Annotated in this window: 19 protein-coding genes; all 19 read left to right on the top strand. The window is 34.4% G+C overall.

Annotation, left to right across the window (positions count from 1 at the left end; genetic code table 11):
- Nucleotides 1-9: 9 nt before the first annotated feature.
- The 19 genes from EKQ63_RS27905 (at nucleotide 10) to EKQ63_RS27815 (ending at nucleotide 17,793) form a co-directional block, all read left to right on the top strand.
- Nucleotides 10-1,017: a LytTR family transcriptional regulator DNA-binding domain-containing protein gene (locus EKQ63_RS27905; protein ID WP_070807219.1), complete on the top strand. Its 1,008-nt coding sequence runs from the start codon at nucleotides 10-12 to the stop codon at nucleotides 1,015-1,017.
- A gap of 180 nt (nucleotides 1,018-1,197) precedes the next feature.
- Nucleotides 1,198-2,040, top strand: a complete 843-nt coding sequence (locus EKQ63_RS27900) for an ABC transporter ATP-binding protein (protein WP_070807218.1) — start codon at nucleotides 1,198-1,200, stop codon at nucleotides 2,038-2,040.
- Complete coding sequence (locus tag EKQ63_RS27895; protein ID WP_088325847.1) at nucleotides 2,040-2,747, top strand: ABC transporter permease; 708 nt, start codon at nucleotides 2,040-2,042, stop codon at nucleotides 2,745-2,747. The genes EKQ63_RS27900 and EKQ63_RS27895 overlap by 1 nt, the downstream gene beginning before the upstream one ends.
- Before the next feature lie 161 nt (nucleotides 2,748-2,908).
- Nucleotides 2,909-3,814, top strand: a complete 906-nt coding sequence (locus EKQ63_RS27890) for a stage II sporulation protein SpoIIQ (protein ID WP_016718987.1) — start codon at nucleotides 2,909-2,911, stop codon at nucleotides 3,812-3,814.
- Between the two features lie 141 nt (nucleotides 3,815-3,955).
- Nucleotides 3,956-4,090, top strand: coding sequence for a hypothetical protein (locus tag EKQ63_RS27885; protein ID WP_000008903.1), 135 nt, complete (start codon nucleotides 3,956-3,958; stop codon nucleotides 4,088-4,090).
- 308 nt (nucleotides 4,091-4,398) lie between these two features.
- Nucleotides 4,399-4,671, top strand: a complete 273-nt coding sequence (gene spoIIID / locus EKQ63_RS27880) for a sporulation transcriptional regulator SpoIIID (protein ID WP_000544012.1) — start codon at nucleotides 4,399-4,401, stop codon at nucleotides 4,669-4,671.
- Between the two features lie 161 nt (nucleotides 4,672-4,832).
- Nucleotides 4,833-5,834: a rod shape-determining protein gene (locus tag EKQ63_RS27875; protein ID WP_000457987.1), complete on the top strand. Its 1,002-nt coding sequence runs from the start codon at nucleotides 4,833-4,835 to the stop codon at nucleotides 5,832-5,834.
- A gap of 431 nt (nucleotides 5,835-6,265) precedes the next feature.
- On the top strand, nucleotides 6,266-6,700 hold the full coding sequence (gene fabZ, locus EKQ63_RS27870; RefSeq protein WP_000931959.1) for a 3-hydroxyacyl-ACP dehydratase FabZ: 435 nt from the start codon (nucleotides 6,266-6,268) through the stop codon (nucleotides 6,698-6,700).
- A gap of 367 nt (nucleotides 6,701-7,067) precedes the next feature.
- Nucleotides 7,068-7,745 carry a CpsD/CapB family tyrosine-protein kinase gene (locus tag EKQ63_RS27865; RefSeq protein WP_000467939.1) on the top strand — a complete coding sequence of 226 codons (678 nt, stop codon included), beginning with the start codon at nucleotides 7,068-7,070 and terminating at the stop codon, nucleotides 7,743-7,745.
- Nucleotides 7,746-8,019: 274 nt separating this feature from the next.
- Nucleotides 8,020-8,763 (top strand): YveK family protein, encoded by a 744-nt coding sequence (locus EKQ63_RS27860; protein ID WP_143881703.1) that lies wholly within the window; start codon nucleotides 8,020-8,022, stop codon nucleotides 8,761-8,763.
- The gene (locus EKQ63_RS27855; protein WP_061184196.1) at nucleotides 8,753-9,454 is read left to right on the top strand and encodes a CpsD/CapB family tyrosine-protein kinase; all 702 of its coding nucleotides are present in this window, start codon (nucleotides 8,753-8,755) and stop codon (nucleotides 9,452-9,454) included. Before EKQ63_RS27860 ends, EKQ63_RS27855 begins: the two co-directional genes overlap by 11 nt.
- A 108-nt stretch (nucleotides 9,455-9,562) precedes the next feature.
- Nucleotides 9,563-10,330 (top strand): tyrosine-protein phosphatase, encoded by a 768-nt coding sequence (locus EKQ63_RS27850; RefSeq protein WP_143881702.1) that lies wholly within the window; start codon nucleotides 9,563-9,565, stop codon nucleotides 10,328-10,330.
- A gap of 241 nt (nucleotides 10,331-10,571) precedes the next feature.
- The gene (gene galU, locus EKQ63_RS27845; RefSeq protein WP_143881701.1) at nucleotides 10,572-11,453 is read left to right on the top strand and encodes a UTP--glucose-1-phosphate uridylyltransferase GalU; all 882 of its coding nucleotides are present in this window, start codon (nucleotides 10,572-10,574) and stop codon (nucleotides 11,451-11,453) included.
- A gap of 59 nt (nucleotides 11,454-11,512) precedes the next feature.
- A complete protein-coding gene (locus EKQ63_RS27840) occupies nucleotides 11,513-13,324 on the top strand; it encodes a polysaccharide biosynthesis protein (RefSeq protein WP_143881700.1) in 1,812 nt (603 codons plus the stop codon).
- A gap of 23 nt (nucleotides 13,325-13,347) precedes the next feature.
- The gene (locus EKQ63_RS27835; RefSeq protein ID WP_143881699.1) at nucleotides 13,348-14,463 is read left to right on the top strand and encodes a DegT/DnrJ/EryC1/StrS family aminotransferase; all 1,116 of its coding nucleotides are present in this window, start codon (nucleotides 13,348-13,350) and stop codon (nucleotides 14,461-14,463) included.
- Nucleotides 14,463-15,107 (top strand): sugar transferase, encoded by a 645-nt coding sequence (locus EKQ63_RS27830; protein WP_143881698.1) that lies wholly within the window; start codon nucleotides 14,463-14,465, stop codon nucleotides 15,105-15,107. Before EKQ63_RS27835 ends, EKQ63_RS27830 begins: the two co-directional genes overlap by 1 nt.
- Nucleotides 15,104-15,727, top strand: coding sequence for an acetyltransferase (locus EKQ63_RS27825; RefSeq protein WP_143881697.1), 624 nt, complete (start codon nucleotides 15,104-15,106; stop codon nucleotides 15,725-15,727). The genes EKQ63_RS27830 and EKQ63_RS27825 overlap by 4 nt, the downstream gene beginning before the upstream one ends.
- A gap of 21 nt (nucleotides 15,728-15,748) precedes the next feature.
- Nucleotides 15,749-16,915 carry a glycosyltransferase family 2 protein gene (locus tag EKQ63_RS27820; protein ID WP_143881696.1) on the top strand — a complete coding sequence of 389 codons (1,167 nt, stop codon included), beginning with the start codon at nucleotides 15,749-15,751 and terminating at the stop codon, nucleotides 16,913-16,915.
- Between the two features lie 104 nt (nucleotides 16,916-17,019).
- Nucleotides 17,020-17,793, top strand: coding sequence for a glycosyltransferase family A protein (locus EKQ63_RS27815; RefSeq protein ID WP_223290774.1), 774 nt, complete (start codon nucleotides 17,020-17,022; stop codon nucleotides 17,791-17,793).

Here is a 17,793-nt window from a genome sequence, read left to right as displayed (position 1 = left end):
GGAGACGAAATGGTGTTATTGGGGTTGAAACAGTTAGGGAAGACGAACCAGTTACCGGTAATTGAGCTAGAGGTTGAGAAGGGGCAATGTGTTGTTTTGCAATGTAATAACCATACAGCTAAAGTGTTACACCGCATTATTATTGGTGAGGAAGAAGCTTCAACTGGCAATGTGCTATTTGAAGGTGAAGCGATTGGAAAGAGAAATTATTCTCGCATCGGCTTTTGTTTTTTGAAAGATGAAGCATATGATCGTTTGAAGGTGAAGGAATACTTTAATTTTTTAATAGGGCTGTATGAATCGAATATGAGCATAGAAGAAGTTGTACAATATGTCGGCCTCTTAGATAAATTAAACGTTAAAATAGAAAAACTATCATTTTCAGAGAAACGTCGTCTTCATATTGGGCGAGTGATGATTCATAATCCGGATTTAGTCATTTTGGAAGAACCAGAGCAAAATGTAGATACAGAGAGTACGATTATGATTCGAAAAGCAATTATGAAAATGAAAGAGCAAGGAAAGGCGATTTTTATTACATCATCTTTCCTATCGGACGCCCTTTCGTTAACAGAAGATGTATACATATTAAACAATGATGGTGTGAAAAAAGTAGAAATTGAACAAGAGGAAGCAGAAGAAGTCGATGAAGAAAAAGTCGTTCAAATGATTCCGCAAATGAAGTTAGAAAGAATACCAGCGAAAGTAAACGATAAAATCATTTTATTAGATCCAATGGAAATCCATTTCATTGAAACGCAAAACGGAGTAACACATATTCACGTTCGTGAAGGTGATTTCGTATGCGCATTAACATTAAGTGAACTAGAAGCGAGATTAACAGGTTTTGGTTTCTTTAGATGTCATCGCTCTTACCTTGTGAATTTACAAAGGGTGCGAGAAGTGATTACTTGGACTCGTAACAGTTTCAGCTTAATTTTAGACGATGAAAGAAAAAGTTCAATCCCGCTTTCAAAAGGACGAATGGATGAATTAAAAAGCGTGATTGGGCTATAAAAAGTGCTCCAATAAGCTCAAAATATGATTCATTCACCGGTAAAAATACTCCTTTTACCGGTATTTTACTGCGTAACCTCTTTGTTTTTCATATGATTGAGTCAAGAAAAGCGAAACAAATAAACGAAAAGCGCTAAAGCGACTTTCATCTATAAAAGAAAAAACAAAGGGGATGACGAGATGACATTAGCAATTGAAATGAAAGATGTAATGAAAAGTTTCAATGAAAAAACGGCACTTCGAAATGTAAATATTGAGGTGAAGCAAGGAGAAATTTTTGGATTCCTTGGACCGAGTGGATCTGGTAAAACGACAACGGTAAAAATTTTAACTTCTCAATTACTTCATAGTGTTGGAACGGTAAGAGTATTAGGAAAAGATATTACAGACCCAAGCAGCATCGATTACAAACGAATTGGTATTTTAACAGATAATAGTGGCTTATATGAAAGACTTAGCATTTATGATAACTTACTATTATTTTGTGACTTATACGATTGCAAAAAAGAACGAATCGAAGAAGTACTAGCGCAAGTGAATCTATTAGATGATAAAAAAACATTAGTGAAGAAACTATCAAAGGGAATGAAGCAGCGCGTTACATTAGCTAGAGCAATCCTTCATAAACCAGATATCCTCTTCTTAGACGAACCAACATCTGCACTCGATCCAGTTAACGTACAAAACATTCATAAAATCTTAAAAGACTTAAATAAAGAAGGAACGACAATTTTCTTAACGACGCACAATATGGAAGAAGCAGAGACGCTCTGTAATCGCATCGCCTTTCTATGCGGTGGAGAAATTGTAGCACTTGATACACCAGAAAACCTACGCTTACAATATGCAAAAGACCAAATCCAAGTCGTATTAAAAGATAAGCAAAAAGAAGTGGTGCAAAAAGATGAATTAGGTGCAAAACGCATTTCAGAATGGATGAAAAAGGGCGAATTACTATCCATTCATTCACACGAACCAACGCTAGGCGATATCTTTATTGAAGTTACTGGGAGGGGATTATAATGACATTTTCAATGAGAAGATTTTCAGCTATTTTTCGCAAAGAGGTACAAGATATTAAAGCAAATTCATCTATGCTCTTAATGGCAGCAATGCCAATTATATTTTCCTTTGTTTATCAACAGATGGATGGGCCGAAAGATCAAATAGCTAGTATGTTAACTTTAATGGCTTTAACGATGGTAGGAAGTTTTGTTCAAGCGTCTTTAATTGCGGAAGAAAAAGAAAAGCATACGCTACGTGTGATGATGTTATCACCAGCATCATCGTTAGAAGTATTACTAGGGAAAAGTGCATTAACGGCTCTTATTACATTTGTAATTTGTATTAGTAACTTTGCTATTTTAGGTGTGGTAAAGGGAAATATGGTTTTAATCGTTCTATTTTTACTTGTTAGTATACTTTTCTTCCTTATGCTAGGTACGGCAATTGGATTAATATCTAAAACAATGGCATCAACATCGGTAATAGGTATGCCAGTTCTAATTATTTTTCTTCTAGCTCCGATGTTAGGAGAATTTATTAAAAGTGATTTTTTGAAAAAGGCAATCAATTTTATTCCAACGAAACATCTTGCAGATGCAATGCCAAAGATGCTGGCTGGAAAAGGTTTTTCAACTGTTAGTGGTGATTTAATAAATATTATAATTTGGTGTGTCCTTTCCATTATTCTTTGTATGGTGGTTTACAAAAAGAAACAAATGGACTAAAAACTGAGCCAAAACGCTCAGTTTTTTCTTTTTTCAATCATTTCCTCGGAAATTTTACAATTCCTATACATATTTTTACAGATTTTGTCGAAAAGTAATTAGTTATACGTTGTATAGGATGCGTGAATATTGTTCAAAATGATTGCTGAGGTGATGATGGAATGCGAGGAAGAAATAATAAAAAGTCGCAAAAGGTAGTACATTTATTTCAAAAAAGATGGGTATTTCCGGCACTATACATTGCTTGTGCAGCGGTAATTTTAATGGTTGCGCTATGGTTCCAAGGAGCTAATACGAAGAAGACTCCGAACCAAGATCAAGCAACGCCGTATACACAAACGGAAGATCCAGCAGTACCAGTAACGAAGTCTTCAGAAGTAGTGAAAATGCCAGCTCCTGCTAATGCGGAAGTAGTTGTACAGAAGAAGTTCTATGAAGATGCAGCAACTGAGGCGGAACAAGAAAAAGCACTTGTCTTTTATAACAACACATATTCCCCGAACAAAGGAATTGACATTGCTGCGAAGAATGGAAAAGAATTCAATGTTACAGCTGCTTTAAGTGGCACAGTAACGAAAGCTGAAAAAGATTCACTTCTTGGTTATGTTGTAACAGTTGATAGTGGAAATGGTGTAGCAGCTTCTTATCAAAGCTTAGGCAGTGTAAAAGTAGAAAAAGGTGCACGAGTTGTACAAGGTGAAGTATTAGGAAAATCCGGTCTAAGTGCAATGAATAAAGAAGCAGGTTCTCACGTTCACTTTGAAGTACGTAAAGACAATGTGGCTGTGAACCCTGAGCGCTACTTAAATAAGTCAGTAGCAGAAATTAAAGCTGATGCAGGTGCTGCAAAGGCAACGAACGCTTCTGGTAAAAAAGCTGATGACAAATCTCAAAAAGAAGAAAAGTCGACGAGCACGAAACCAGAAAGTAAAACAGAAGACAAGTCTCAAAAAGAAGAGAAATCAACTAGTGGTTCAACTAGTGACAAAAAAGAAGAACCGAAGAAAGAAGAAAAATCAACAAATGGTTCTACAGAATCATCTAACAGTTCTTCTTCACAAGAATAAGAAAGTGAAAAAATCAGTTCTCACTAGGAGAGCTGATTTTTTTATTTCCATATAAAAATACTCAATTTCGAGAAAAAAGTTGCAATAACAAGGAAAAATGACGAGATTCTCGAATATATATTACAAAAAGGAGGGGATACTGTGTCATTTTTGTTTGTTCTGTCGACTGCTATTATTTTATTGTTTGTTTTATTTACTTTATATTATTACATTGCCGGTAAGAAAGAGGTTCCCCACCATCAATTGTTAGAAGAAGAGTTAGAACGAGAAGAATGACGCCTTATATATAAGGTGTCATTTTTTTTCGCCAAAATAGTCACTGTTAACGTATTTCTCACAAAAAAATGTAATTTTTCTTAACTTAGTCCGCAAAAATAGTGAACATGTAGCATATATCAGTAGTGCGGGCAATACAATGGTATAAACCAAAGCAAAGAGAGTGTTTGAGGTGAGAAATCGTGAATCATTTCATTATAAATCCAAGAATGTTTAACGCTTACAAACAGCACTCACACTTACTTCTTAGTCGTATGCAGCGAGGCTCATTTCACCCTTCTCACATCCAATTTAGGGAGGCGAGTGGTGTGCACGATTACATCAAAGAGAGAACTATCAAGATTGGTAAGTATATCGTGGAGACAAGAAAGACAGTGCGTGTCATTGCAAAGGAATTTGGGGTATCAAAGAGTACAGTCCATAAAGATTTAACGGAACGTCTACCAGAAATTAATCCAGAGCTCGCAAATGAAGTGAAAGAAATTCTTGATTATCATAAGTCTATTCGTCATTTAAGAGGCGGAGAAGCAACAAAACAAAAGTATAGAAAAGAAGATGTAGAAAAGCCGGTACGTCAATAAATATGCGATCGCAAACATTCCGTTTCAATTCGGTAATATTTTTCAGAAGAATTCTTTTTGCGAATATTACGTTTCTGTTAAATTTATGATAAAATCAGAAATTAGGTGTAAAAGAATTCGGGTGTAACCTGATTTTGAATATCGAGGAGGAAAAAACGGGAATGTTTGCGCGAGATATCGGAATTGACCTAGGTACGGCTAACGTATTAATCCATGTTAAAGGTAAGGGTATTGTATTAAATGAGCCATCTGTTGTTGCTATTGATCGTAACACAGGTAAAGTATTAGCAGTAGGTGAAGAAGCAAGAAGTATGGTGGGACGTACGCCTGGTAATATTGTAGCCATTCGTCCACTAAAAGATGGTGTAATCGCAGATTTCGAAATTACAGAAGCGATGTTAAAGTATTTCATTAACAAATTGGACGTAAAGAGCTTCTTTTCAAAACCTCGCATTTTAATTTGTTGTCCAACAAATATCACATCAGTAGAACAAAAAGCAATTCGTGAGGCTGCTGAACGTTCAGGTGGTAAAACAGTATTTTTAGAAGAAGAACCAAAAGTAGCCGCAGTTGGTGCTGGTATGGAAATCTTCCAACCAAGCGGTAACATGGTTGTTGATATTGGTGGAGGTACAACAGATATCGCTGTACTATCTATGGGTGATATTGTTACCTCTTCCTCTATCAAAATGGCTGGCGATAAGTTTGATATGGAGATCTTAAACTACATTAAACGTAAGTATAAGCTATTAATTGGAGAACGTACTTCAGAAGATATTAAAATTAAAGTGGGTACAGTATTCCCAGGTGCACGTAGCGAAGAACTTGAAATTCGCGGACGTGACATGGTAACAGGTTTACCACGTACAATTACAGTATGCTCTGAAGAAATTACAGAAGCATTAAAAGAAAATGCGGCTGTTATTGTACAAGCTGCAAAAGGCGTACTAGAGCGCACACCACCAGAATTATCAGCGGACATCATCGACCGCGGTGTGATTCTAACAGGCGGTGGAGCTTTACTACACGGTATCGACATGCTTCTAGCAGAAGAACTAAAAGTACCAGTATTAATTGCTGAAAACCCAATGCACTGCGTTGCGGTTGGTACAGGCATTATGTTAGAGAATATCGATAGATTACCAAAGCGTGCTTTACGATAAAATGAGAGGAACTAAGGTGTAAACCTTAGTTCTTTTTTGTATTTTTATTTTTTTATTTCGATTTTTTGAGAAAATAGAAGAAAAATAAAGAAAAACGAAGAATATAGGTAAAATATTCATATATATGGTTAAATTTAATATTTCCTTATTTGAAAACGTTTATAATATAATGAGTCGAATACGACATTAAGGCAAATCATGTGTTAATACATATTGCCTTTCCCTAATCTGGGCATACACTCTTTTCTACCTCCGTGTCAGTTGCAAGTATATGCAGCTATTTTAAGGGAATAGAGTGTGTGCATTTTTTTATATATAGGGCTGAAAAGATATTAAAGTTTCACTTTATAATGACAAACAATAAACAAAATGGGATAATAAACAATATGTCCAAGTGGTAAGACCAATATTACAAAAGGGGCGATTGTTATATGCTAAATATAGAACAAATTAAAGAAATCATTCCTCACCGCTATCCATTTTTACTTGTTGATAAAATATTAGAAGTAGATGAAGGAAAAAGAGCGGTTGGAATTAAAAATGTATCCGCAAACGAAGAATTCTTTAACGGGCACTTTCCTGACTACGCAGTTATGCCCGGTGTACTTATTGTAGAAGCATTAGCACAAGTTGGAGCAGTTGCTGTATTAAAGAAAGAAGAAAACCGCGGAAGACTTGCTTTCTTCGCAGGTATCGACAATTGTCGTTTCAAAAAACAAGTACGTCCAGGTGATCAACTTCGTCTAGAAGTAGAAATGACGCGTGTACGTGGTCCAATCGGAAAAGGAAAAGCAATCGCAACAGTAGATGGTGAAGTTGCATGTGAAGCTGAAATTACATTTGCGATTGGTGATAAAAAAGAATAGATGTGAATTAAAAAAATTCTTCTGCAACATGCAGAAGAATTTTTTTAATTCATATATTTTTTGTTCGAAATATTAAAATGCAGATTAATCAGAATTTTTATTGTAAATGAATGGAAATTTGTATATAATGGCGCTATAAATATCTTGAAATTAAGATAAATGATAGCGCGATAAAAATAGAGATATCGTTGTCACATTATAGAAGGTGTGGGATAGGACAAAGATTATTCTGATTCGTTATGATGAAGAGTAGAGGAAAGTAATGGAGAAATTTAACGGTAGAAGTAAATGGAAAATTGGCGTAGCATATCGAGCATAAAAGAGAAAAAGGGGAAAATGTCGTATTCTGAAAAAAGGAGACCATAACATGTTCGGAAGAAAGAAAAGAAAGCCATTAAGACAATTAATTACACATAAAGAGCCTAAATCACGCATTACGGAACAGTACCGTAATATCCGTACAAATATTGAATTTACATCTGTAGATAACCATATTCGTTCTATCATTGTCACTTCAGCAGATCCAGGTGATGGGAAAACAACGACCATTTCTAATCTAGCAGTTGTTTTTGGACAACAAGGTAAAAAAGTATTGTTAATTGGAGCTGACTTACGTAAGCCAACATTGCAAAATTTATTCGCTGCACACAATCCAAATGGATTAACGAATTTATTATCAGGACAAGCATCATTTGTGCAATGTATTCAAAAAACAGACATAGAGAACGTATATGTTATGTCAGCGGGTCCAATCCCACCAAACCCAGCAGAGCTACTTGGGTATCGTAAAATGGACGAATTACTTCTAGAGGCATATAACATGTTTGATATCGTTTTGATTGATACACCACCTGTATTGGCCGTTACAGATGCACAAATACTCGCTAATAAATGTGATGGAGTTATATTAGTAGCACGCAGTGAAAAAACAGAAAAAGATAAACTAATAAAAGCAAAACAAATATTAGATAAAGCATCTGGAAAACTACTTGGTGTTATATTAAACGATAAAAGAGAAGAACAAGAACAGTATGGATATTATTAGAAAATAATGTATAAAATAGTATTTTTTAAAGCTAGTAATTTTTTTGCTAGCTTTTTTGAATTGTTATAAAATTTTTTATCGTATTATATAACAAATATGATATAATAGAATTTTTGCCAAATTGATGGAATGTGTTGTCATATTTAAGATTATTTTGTAAGATTATATATGTTTTTAAATAACAATCGTACATAGATATTACTAAAATAAAAAAATGTAAGATTATATGTTATAATTTTTGTTATGTGTAAAATTTAGAAAGTTGGAGGAACTTATGGAAGAAACAATTAGTTTGAAAGAGTTATTTCATATTTTAAAAAAACGTTTAGCAATGATCCTCGTAATCGCCTTTGGTGCAGCTATTGTAAGTGCTATCATTAGCTTCTTCTTTATGACACCAATCTATCAATCTTCGACGCAAATTCTTGTTAATCAGAAGAAGCAAGAAGGTGCAATGTTCCAAGCTGGTGAGATTCAAACAAATATTCAATTAACGAATACATATAAGGTTATTATTAAAAGCCCAGTAATCTTAGAACAAGTAAACGAAAAATTAAATTTAAATATGACAGCGCAAGCGTTAACGGGAAAGATTAATGTTGCGAATGAAAAAGATTCACAAGTCATTTCTGTAACAGCTGAGGACAAAGATCCAAAATTAGCTCGTGATATTGCAAATGCAACTGCAGATGTATTTAAAGGTGAAGTTGCAAAAATTATGAACGTGGATAACGTAACAGTACTATCTAAAGCAGAAGTTGCAGAAAATCAATCTCCGATTAAACCACGTCCAATGTTAAATGTGGCAATTGCCTTTGTTGTTGGCTTAATGGCTGCAGTTGGTCTTGCATTCTTACTAGAATACTTAGATAACACAGTAAAAAAAGAAGAAGATGTAGAAAACTTACTTGGTTTACCAGTGTTAGGTATTGTAGCTCGTATGGATGAAGAAACAATGAACGTGAAATCACACGCTCCATCATCAAGAAAAGTGAGGGGACAAACAATTGGCTCTTAATTTATTTAAAAAGAAAAAGAATCATCGTCAACGTCGTCAATTAATTGCTCATCAACAACCGAAATCACCAATTTCAGAACAGTATCGTAATATTCGAACAAATGTTGAATTTGCAGCTGTTGATACGAATTTACACTCATTAATGGTAACGTCTGCGAACCCAAGTGAAGGGAAAACAACGACGACAGCGAATATGGCAGTCGTGTTTGCCCAACAAGGAAAGAAAGTATTATTAATCGATGCGGATATGCGTAAACCAGCGATGCATCAAATGTTTCAAGTAGATAATATTTTTGGGCTAACGAACGTATTAACACATAGTGAGCGTTTAGAAAAATGTGTACAAACGACATCAGTTGATAATCTGCACTTTTTAGCTTGTGGTCCGATTCCACCAAATCCAGCAGAATTGTTAGGCTCAAAATCAATGCAGGAGCTTCTGGCACAAGCATACAGTACGTACGATTTAGTTATTTTCGATTTACCACCGATTTTAGCTGTTACTGATGCGCAAATTATGGCAAATGTATGTGATGCTTCTATTCTTGTCGTTCGTAGTGAATCGACAGAGAAAGAAACAGCAGTAAAAGCAAAAGGTTTACTAGAATCAGCTAAAGGTAAGTTGTTAGGTGTTGTTCTGAATGATCGTGAACGTGAACAGGGCTTATATTATTACTACGGTGCAAATTAATGAAAAGAGTGAGATATGGGAGGAACATATCTCCTTTTTTCCCTTGAATATGAGATGTCTCATATTCAAGGGAAAAAAGATTACTATAAGCGAGGGAGGACAAAACAAATGATTGATTTACATTGTCACATTTTATCTGGTATCGATGACGGTGCACAAACAGTAACTGATAGCTTAGCAATGGCACAGCAAGCTGTGGCAGAAGGAATACATACAATTGTCGCAACACCACATCATCAAAATGGAAAATATGTAAATGAGCGTACTTCTATTATTCATCAAGTGAAGCAATTAAATGATGAATTAGAGCAACATGAAATCCCACTGAAAGTTTTACCAGGACAAGAAGTCAGGTTATACGGTGATTTACTAGAAGACTATGAAGCGGGTAAAATCGTTACTTTAAATGAAACAAACAAATACATATTCATTGAATTTCCATCTAATCATGTGCCTCGTTATGCAGAACAACTATTTTATGAACTACGCGTAAAAGGAATGATCCCAATTATCGTTCACCCCGAACGTAATGCCGAGTTAATCGAGCGGCCAGATAAGTTATATAACCTTGTCAATAAAGGTGCATTAACACAAGTGACAGCAGGTAGTTTATTAGGTAAGTTTGGTAAAAAAATCAAAAAATTTTCATTGCAGCTTGTGGAACATAATTTAACCCATATGATCGCATCAGATGCACATAACACAACATCAAGAGGATTTCATTTAGCAGAAAGCTATGAACTAATAGAGAAAGAATTCGGTGCAACTGTTATGAATGATTTAAGAGAGAATCCGTATTTAATCATTAGCGGGAAAGCGATTTATAAAGAAGATCCAGAACAAATTCGTCGTAAAAAATTGTTTGGTATTTTTTAAATAAAGAATTGGTGATGTCTCCTAACCGTTATCAACGGAGACACTCGGTCGTGCTGTGGGTAGAAATTTTTATTTCGAACCTACCTTAGACGCTTGTCGTCGGGAGTATGACGTGAGGATGGGTTAGATGCCCATAATTTATTTCTAATAGAAACTCTACCTATGGAGTTATACAAATGACTCTATAGGTAGGGTTTTTGTTATTGTTACATGTGAATAAAAGGATGTAGGGGGAATACAATTGAAAAAAGTAAGAAAAGCGATTATTCCAGCTGCTGGTCTAGGGACGAGATTTTTACCAGCAACGAAAGCGATGCCGAAAGAAATGTTACCTATCGTCGATAAACCGACAATTCAATACATAATAGAAGAAGCGATAGAGTCAGGAATTGAAGATATTATTATTGTTACTGGAAAAGGAAAGCGTGCCATTGAAGATCATTTTGATCATTCTTTTGAGTTAGAACAAACTTTGCTTGAAAAAGGAAAATTAGAAGTACTTGAAAAGGTACAAGCCTCTTCAAGGATTAACATTCATTACATAAGACAGAAGGAACCAAAAGGTTTAGGACACGCGGTATGGTGCGCGCGTAAATTTATAGGAAATGAACCATTTGCGGTATTACTTGGTGATGATATTGTACAAGCAGAAACGCCATGTTTACGCCAATTAATGAATCAATATGACGGTACACAGTCGTCAGTTATCGGTGTACAAACAGTACCTGAAAATGAAACACATCGTTACGGTATTATCGATCCAATTGAAAAAAATGAACGTCGTTATCAAGTGCGTCAATTTGTTGAAAAGCCAGCAGAAGGTACAGCACCATCTAATTTAGCGATTATGGGTCGTTACGTATTAACACCAGAAATCTTTATGTTCCTTGAGGATCAGCAAACAGGTGCTGGTGGGGAAATCCAATTGACAGATGCAATTCAAAGATTAAATGAAATTCAACGTGTGTTTGCTTATGATTTTGAAGGTATCCGTTATGATGTTGGGGAGAAGTTTGGGTTTATTAAGACGACAATTGAGATGGCACTACAAAATGAAGAATTAAATGTAGAGTTAATGAAGTATATGAAAGAACTTGTAAAAAAGGAAGAGGTACATTCATAAGGGAATGGCCTTTTTATTATCAATAAGATAGGAATTATATAAAGAAGGGAACATGTATATTGAGTTATCGAAAACGGCTCTCATTATTAATTTTATTAGATTCATTTATTGTATTAACTGCCGTGTATTTAAGTTATTGGTTCATACATCCAAATATATTAAGCAAAATTCCTACGACAGTAATTATTAGTTCTATTACATTATTGTGCAGTCATCATATTTTTGCTGCTATTTATAAGCTTTATAACAAGGCATGGGAATATGCAAGTATTGGGGAATTAAAGCAAATATTTAAAGCCATTACACTTTCTATTATTGTAACAGCAATTGTGCAACAAATTATAAATCATGATATTTATGTTCGAATATTAGCAATCGCATGGATGTTACATTTATTATTAATTGGTGGTTCACGTTTTGTATGGCGTATGTTCCGTGATACGTATATTACAAAAGCTGCTGATAAAAAACGCACACTAATTATTGGTGCAGGTTCAGCAGGGACAATGGTAGTACGTCAATTACAACATAATAAAGAAGCAGACTTATATCCAATTGCGTTTGTTGATGATGATAAAAATAAACAAAAATTAGAAATTTATAATGTACCGGTTGTTGGTACAACAGATCATATTCAAGAAATCGTAGAAGATAATGATATAGAACATATTATTATCGCAATTCCTTCATTAAATAGAAATCAAATAAACGAGATTTTTGAGAAGTGTAGGAAAACAAAGGCGAAAACGCAAATTGTACCAATGCTTGAAGACCTTTTAGATGGTAAACTCTCTGTTAATGAATTCCGTGATGTACAAGTAGAGGATTTGTTGGGAAGAGAACCGATAAAGTTGGATGATGCCGGAATTGGAGAAAAGATTACAGGCAAAACGATCTTAGTAACAGGCGCCGGTGGATCAATTGGTTCAGAAATTTGTCGTCAAGTGATGAAATATAAACCAGCTAAAATTGTTCTTTTAGGACATGGTGAGAACAGTATTTATAATATTGAGATGGAAATGAGGGTCACTTATAAAGATTCTGTGGAAATTACGACAGAAATTGCTGATATTCAAGATAGACATAAAATCTTTGAAATCATGAAAAAACATCAGCCATATATCGTATATCATGCAGCGGCACATAAACATGTACCTTTGATGGAACGTAATCCTGAAGAGGCTGTAAAAAACAATATTTTTGGTACGAAAAATGTAGCTGAAGCGGCAGATACGTTTAAAGTAAATACGTTTGTAATGGTTTCTACAGATAAAGCTGTAAATCCAACAAATGTAATGGGAGCTACAAAACGATTTGCAGAAATGATTGTGCAGCATATGGCATCGGTTAGTACTGGTACACGTTTTGTTGCGGTTAGGTTCGGTAATGTCCTAGGGAGTAGGGGAAGTGTAATTCCTCTGTTTAAGAAACAAATTCAAAAGGGTGGACCTGTAACAGTTACTCACCCTGATATGATTCGTTACTTTATGACAATACCAGAAGCTTCAAGATTAGTTATTCAGGCGGGTATACTGGCTAGGGGCGGAGAATTGTTCGTGCTAGATATGGGGGCCCCAGTAAAGATTGTGGATTTAGCTAAAAATTTAATTACCCTTTCAGGTTTTTCTATTGAAGAAATTGGAATTGAATTTACTGGATTAAGACCAGGTGAAAAAATGTACGAAGAGTTATTAAATGAAGGTGAAATTCATCCAGAACAAATTTTCCCTAAAATTCATATAGGAAAGGCTGTTTTAATTGATCAAGGGATTTTAAGGCAGTTTATGAATGACTTTGAAGGAATTAGTAAAGAAGAAATAAGAGAACGACTATTAGATATTGCAAATAATAAAGTAAATCTTAAAAATTAATGCAAGGGAAGGAAGTTTTAAAAATGGGAGACAGAATATTTCTTTCATCACCACATATGAGTGACGAAGGTTATGAAATGCATTATGTGAAAGAAGCTTTCGATACAAATTGGATTGCACCACTTGGGGAAAATGTAAATGGATTTGAAAGAGAATTGGCTATGAAAATAGGATCTAATGCAGCGGCTGCACTATCTTCTGGAACAGCTGCAATTCATATGGCATTAAAAGCAGCTGGAGTAGGAGAAGGTGATGTTGTTTTTTGTCAAACACTTACATTCTCAGCTACAGCAAATCCAATCATTTATCAAAATGCTACTCCTGTTTTCATAGATAGTGATTATGAAACTTGGAATATGTGTCCTAAAGCATTAGAAGAGGCTTTTAAAAAGTATCCAAATGTAAAGGCAGTTATAGTAGTTCACCTTTATGGTCTTTCGGCAGATATGGATAAGATTGTTGAACTTTGTAAAAAATACGATGTTACTTTAATTGAAGATGCTGCAGAATCTTTAGGAACGTACTATAAAGGGAAGCATACTGGAAGTTTTGGGGATTATGGTATTTTCTCTTTTAATGGAAATAAGATTATTACAACCTCTGGTGGTGGTATGCTCGTTTCTAATAATGAAGAAAGAGTTTCAAAGGTAAGGTTCTGGGCTACTCAAAGTAGAGATCAAGCAAGACATTACCAACATAGTGAATTAGGTTTTAACTATCGCATGAGTAATGTAGTTGCTGGTATTGGTAGGGGACAGCTTAAAGTGTTAGATCAAAGGGTTCAGAAGAAAAGATACATATTTGATTTTTATAAGAGAGAATTAGAAGGGCTTGAAGGTATTGAATTTATGCCTAGTAATGAGTGGAACGAACCAAACTATTGGCTAAGTTCTATGACACTAAACGGTAAGATTCGCCCAATTGATGTAATGGAAGTTCTTGAAAAGGAAAATATTGAATCTAGACCAGTTTGGAAGCCAATGCACTTACAACCATTCTTTGAGAAGTATGACTTTATTGGTACAGATGTGTCGGAGAAACTTTTTGAGAATGGTGTTTGCCTACCAAGTGATACAAAAATGACAGATAAAGACTTAGATAGAGTTGTGAAAATTATTAAAGGGTTGTGGATAGCGTAATGAGGGGTTCTAAAGTTGGCATCTATAGACGGTTTGTAAAAAGACCCATGGATTTTATGCTGTCTTTAATTGCTATTATAATGCTTAGTCCAGTATTCCTTATCGTTGCTTTTCTTGTGAAAACAAAGTTAGGTAGCCCGGTATTATTTAAACAGGAGCGACCAGGATTAAATGGAACTATTTTTAAAATGTATAAATTTAGAACAATGACGGATGAAAAAAATGAAAACGGTGAGTTACTACCTGATAGTGTAAGGCTTACTACGTTCGGTAAATTTTTACGTTCGACATCACTTGATGAATTACCTGGGCTTTTTAATATCTTTAAAGGTGATATGTCAATTATAGGACCAAGGCCTTTATTAGTTCAGTATTTACCACTATATAATGAACACCAAAAGCGCCGCCATGAAGTTAGGCCCGGATTGTCAGGATTAGCACAAGTTAACGGTCGGAATGCTATTAGTTGGGAAGAGAAATTTAATTATGATGTAGATTATGTAGATAATGTAAGTTTCACTACAGATTGGAAGATTATCCTTTTAACAATTAAGAAGGTTTTTATTAGAGAAGGAATTAATTCAGAAACTGCTGCAACGATGGAACCATTTAAGGGAAATCAAAAAGGAAGTATAGAGTTATGAAAACAAAACTCCTTATAATAGGTGCTGGCGGACATGGAAAGGTTATAGCTGATATCGCATTGAGAATGAATAAGTGGGAGTATGTTGCTTTTCTTGATGATAGTGAAAATGAAAAAACTTCAATGGGTATAGAAATTATTGGAGAATCCACAGATGTTTCGAAATTCATAAAGGATTATGATGTTTTTGTTGGCATTGGTAATAATACTACACGTGAAAAGATTCAAGAACAAATTGAATCTCAGGGGGCAAGTATACCAGTTTTAATTCATCCACATGCAGTTATTGGGAAACAGGTTTCTTTAGAAGCAGGAACAGTAGTTATGGCAGGAGCTATAATTAACTGTTGCACTAAAATTGGAAAAGGTTGCATCATTAATACTGCTTCTACAATAGATCATGACAATGTAATTGAGGATTATGTTCATATATCACCAGGTGCACATTTAGCTGGTACAGTAAGGATTGGATCAGGTACCTGGTTAGCTATTGGAAGTATAGTAATCAATAACATTAATATTACTAGCAAATGTAAAATTGGTGCAGGAGCTGTAGTAATTAGAGATATAACTGAAGCGGGGACGTATATAGGGGTTCCCGCAAAAAGGGTGGACGGATAGAACAATTAAGGGAGAAGATGAATGGAATTTTTATACAAATATCTATTTTATATAAGTGGATTTATTATAGTTTGGGCGATGGTTGGTTACCCTATATCATTAAAATTAATCGGAAAATTATATAAGAATCGAAAGCTTGAAAAGAATTACTCTCATCAGCCGACGGTAACGGTTATGGTAGTTGCTCATAATGAGGAAAAAGTAATTTTAGATAAACTTAATAATATTTTAGAGTTAGATTATCCTAAAGATAAAATCGAATTCTTAATAGCTTCTGATAATAGTACAGACAAAACTAATGAAATTGTTAGGGATTTTATTAAAGAAAATAAAGATAGAAAAATAAGACTTTATGAAGTGAAAGCTCGAAAAGGGAAAACAAATGCACAAAATGAAGCACAAAAAAATGTGAAAACAGAGTATTTGGTTATGACCGATGCAAACTCTATGATGGATAAAAAATCTGTTAAAGAACTTATGGCAGCATTTACGTCTGAAGAAATTGCATATGTTTCGGGAAGATTAATGATTGTTAATCAAGGGTCGAGTGATGTAAGTAATGCTGAAGCAAGTTATTGGGATAGCGACATGGTAATGCGTGAAATTGAAGGGCGAATGCAGACTATAACAGCTGGTAATGGGGCTTTATATGCATGTAGAACTAATGATTATTATGACTTTAATCCAATACAATGTCACGATAGTGCAATGCCACCATTGTATGCACTTCAAGGAAAGAGGGCGATTGCGAATCATGATGCAATTGCTTGTGAAAAAGCTGGTGAGGTCATTGAAGATGAATTTGGTCGCAAAGTAAGAATGAATCGAATTATTTTAAAGCATATTTTACCAGATGTAAGGATAATGAATATATTTAAGTATAAATGGTTTTCTTATTTTTATTTTGGACATAGAACATGCAGGTATTTACTATGGATTGCACATCTTTTAGTACTAGTATCCAATGCATTATTAGTAACAGAATCTTGGTTTTATTTAATTACATTTATTGGTCAAATGCTATTTTATTTCATGGCGTTGATAAAAGTGATAACTAAGACAAACAATAAGTATATAACATTAACTTATTATTATTGTGTAACGATAATTGCACAATGGTTTGGTGTCTATAATATATTGACTGGAAAAGCAAAACCATTTTGGGAAAAGGCTGAGAGTACAAGATAGATAAATTTTTTAATTGTAGGATATAAGTTATTGGAATAAAGTGAGTATTTTATTTATCTAGTTTAGGGTGTGGGAATATGTGTGTTCAGGTGTTAGTCTCTACAATGAATAGATCAAATCCTGTTGATTTGTTTGAGAAGATGAATATATCATCGGATGCAGTAATAATAAATCAGTGTGGGTATGAAAAACAAGAAGCTTTATGTGTACAGAACCATAAATTAACTTATGTGTGTAGCGAGGATGTAGGATTAAGTAAAAGTCGTAATAAGGCAATATCCAATTCACATGATGACGGTATTGTTTTGTTAGCGGATGATGACCTAATATATGTCGATAATTATAGTGAATTAATCCAGAAGACATTCGATGAAAATCCAGATTATGATATTATTAGATTTCAGGTGGAAGGAATTAACAGACCATTCAAAACATATGAAAGTCAAAGTAAAAGATTAGGATATCTTAGTTCCTTAAAAACATCTTCTGTCGAAATTGCATTTAGAGTCGAAAAAATTAAAAAAGCAAACATTCAATTTAATGAGCAATTTGGAGCGGGTTCCATTTATAGGATGGGAGAAGAAAATATATTTTTATATGAATGTTTAAAAAAGGGATTAAAAATTAAATATGAACCAATTAAGATTGCCGATTTATATATTGGTGAATCTTCTTGGTTTACAGGATTTAACAAAAAATATTTTTATGACAGGGGCGCAATATTTAGTGCTCTATCACAAAGGTGGGCAGCGGTACTTATATTACAATTTGCATTTAGACATTATCACAAATATAAGTCTAATATGACTGTAATTCAAGCAATTAGAGAAATGTTCAGTGGTCATCAAGAATATAAGAGGAAATTGGGAGAGAAGTGA

It is taken from the genome of Bacillus sp. BD59S, from assembly GCF_007363175.1.
GTDB lineage: Bacteria > Bacillota > Bacilli > Bacillales > Bacillaceae_G > Bacillus_A > Bacillus_A pacificus.
The sequence above is the reverse complement of the archived record's forward strand: the minus strand, read 5'-3'. Positions and strand labels throughout refer to the sequence as shown.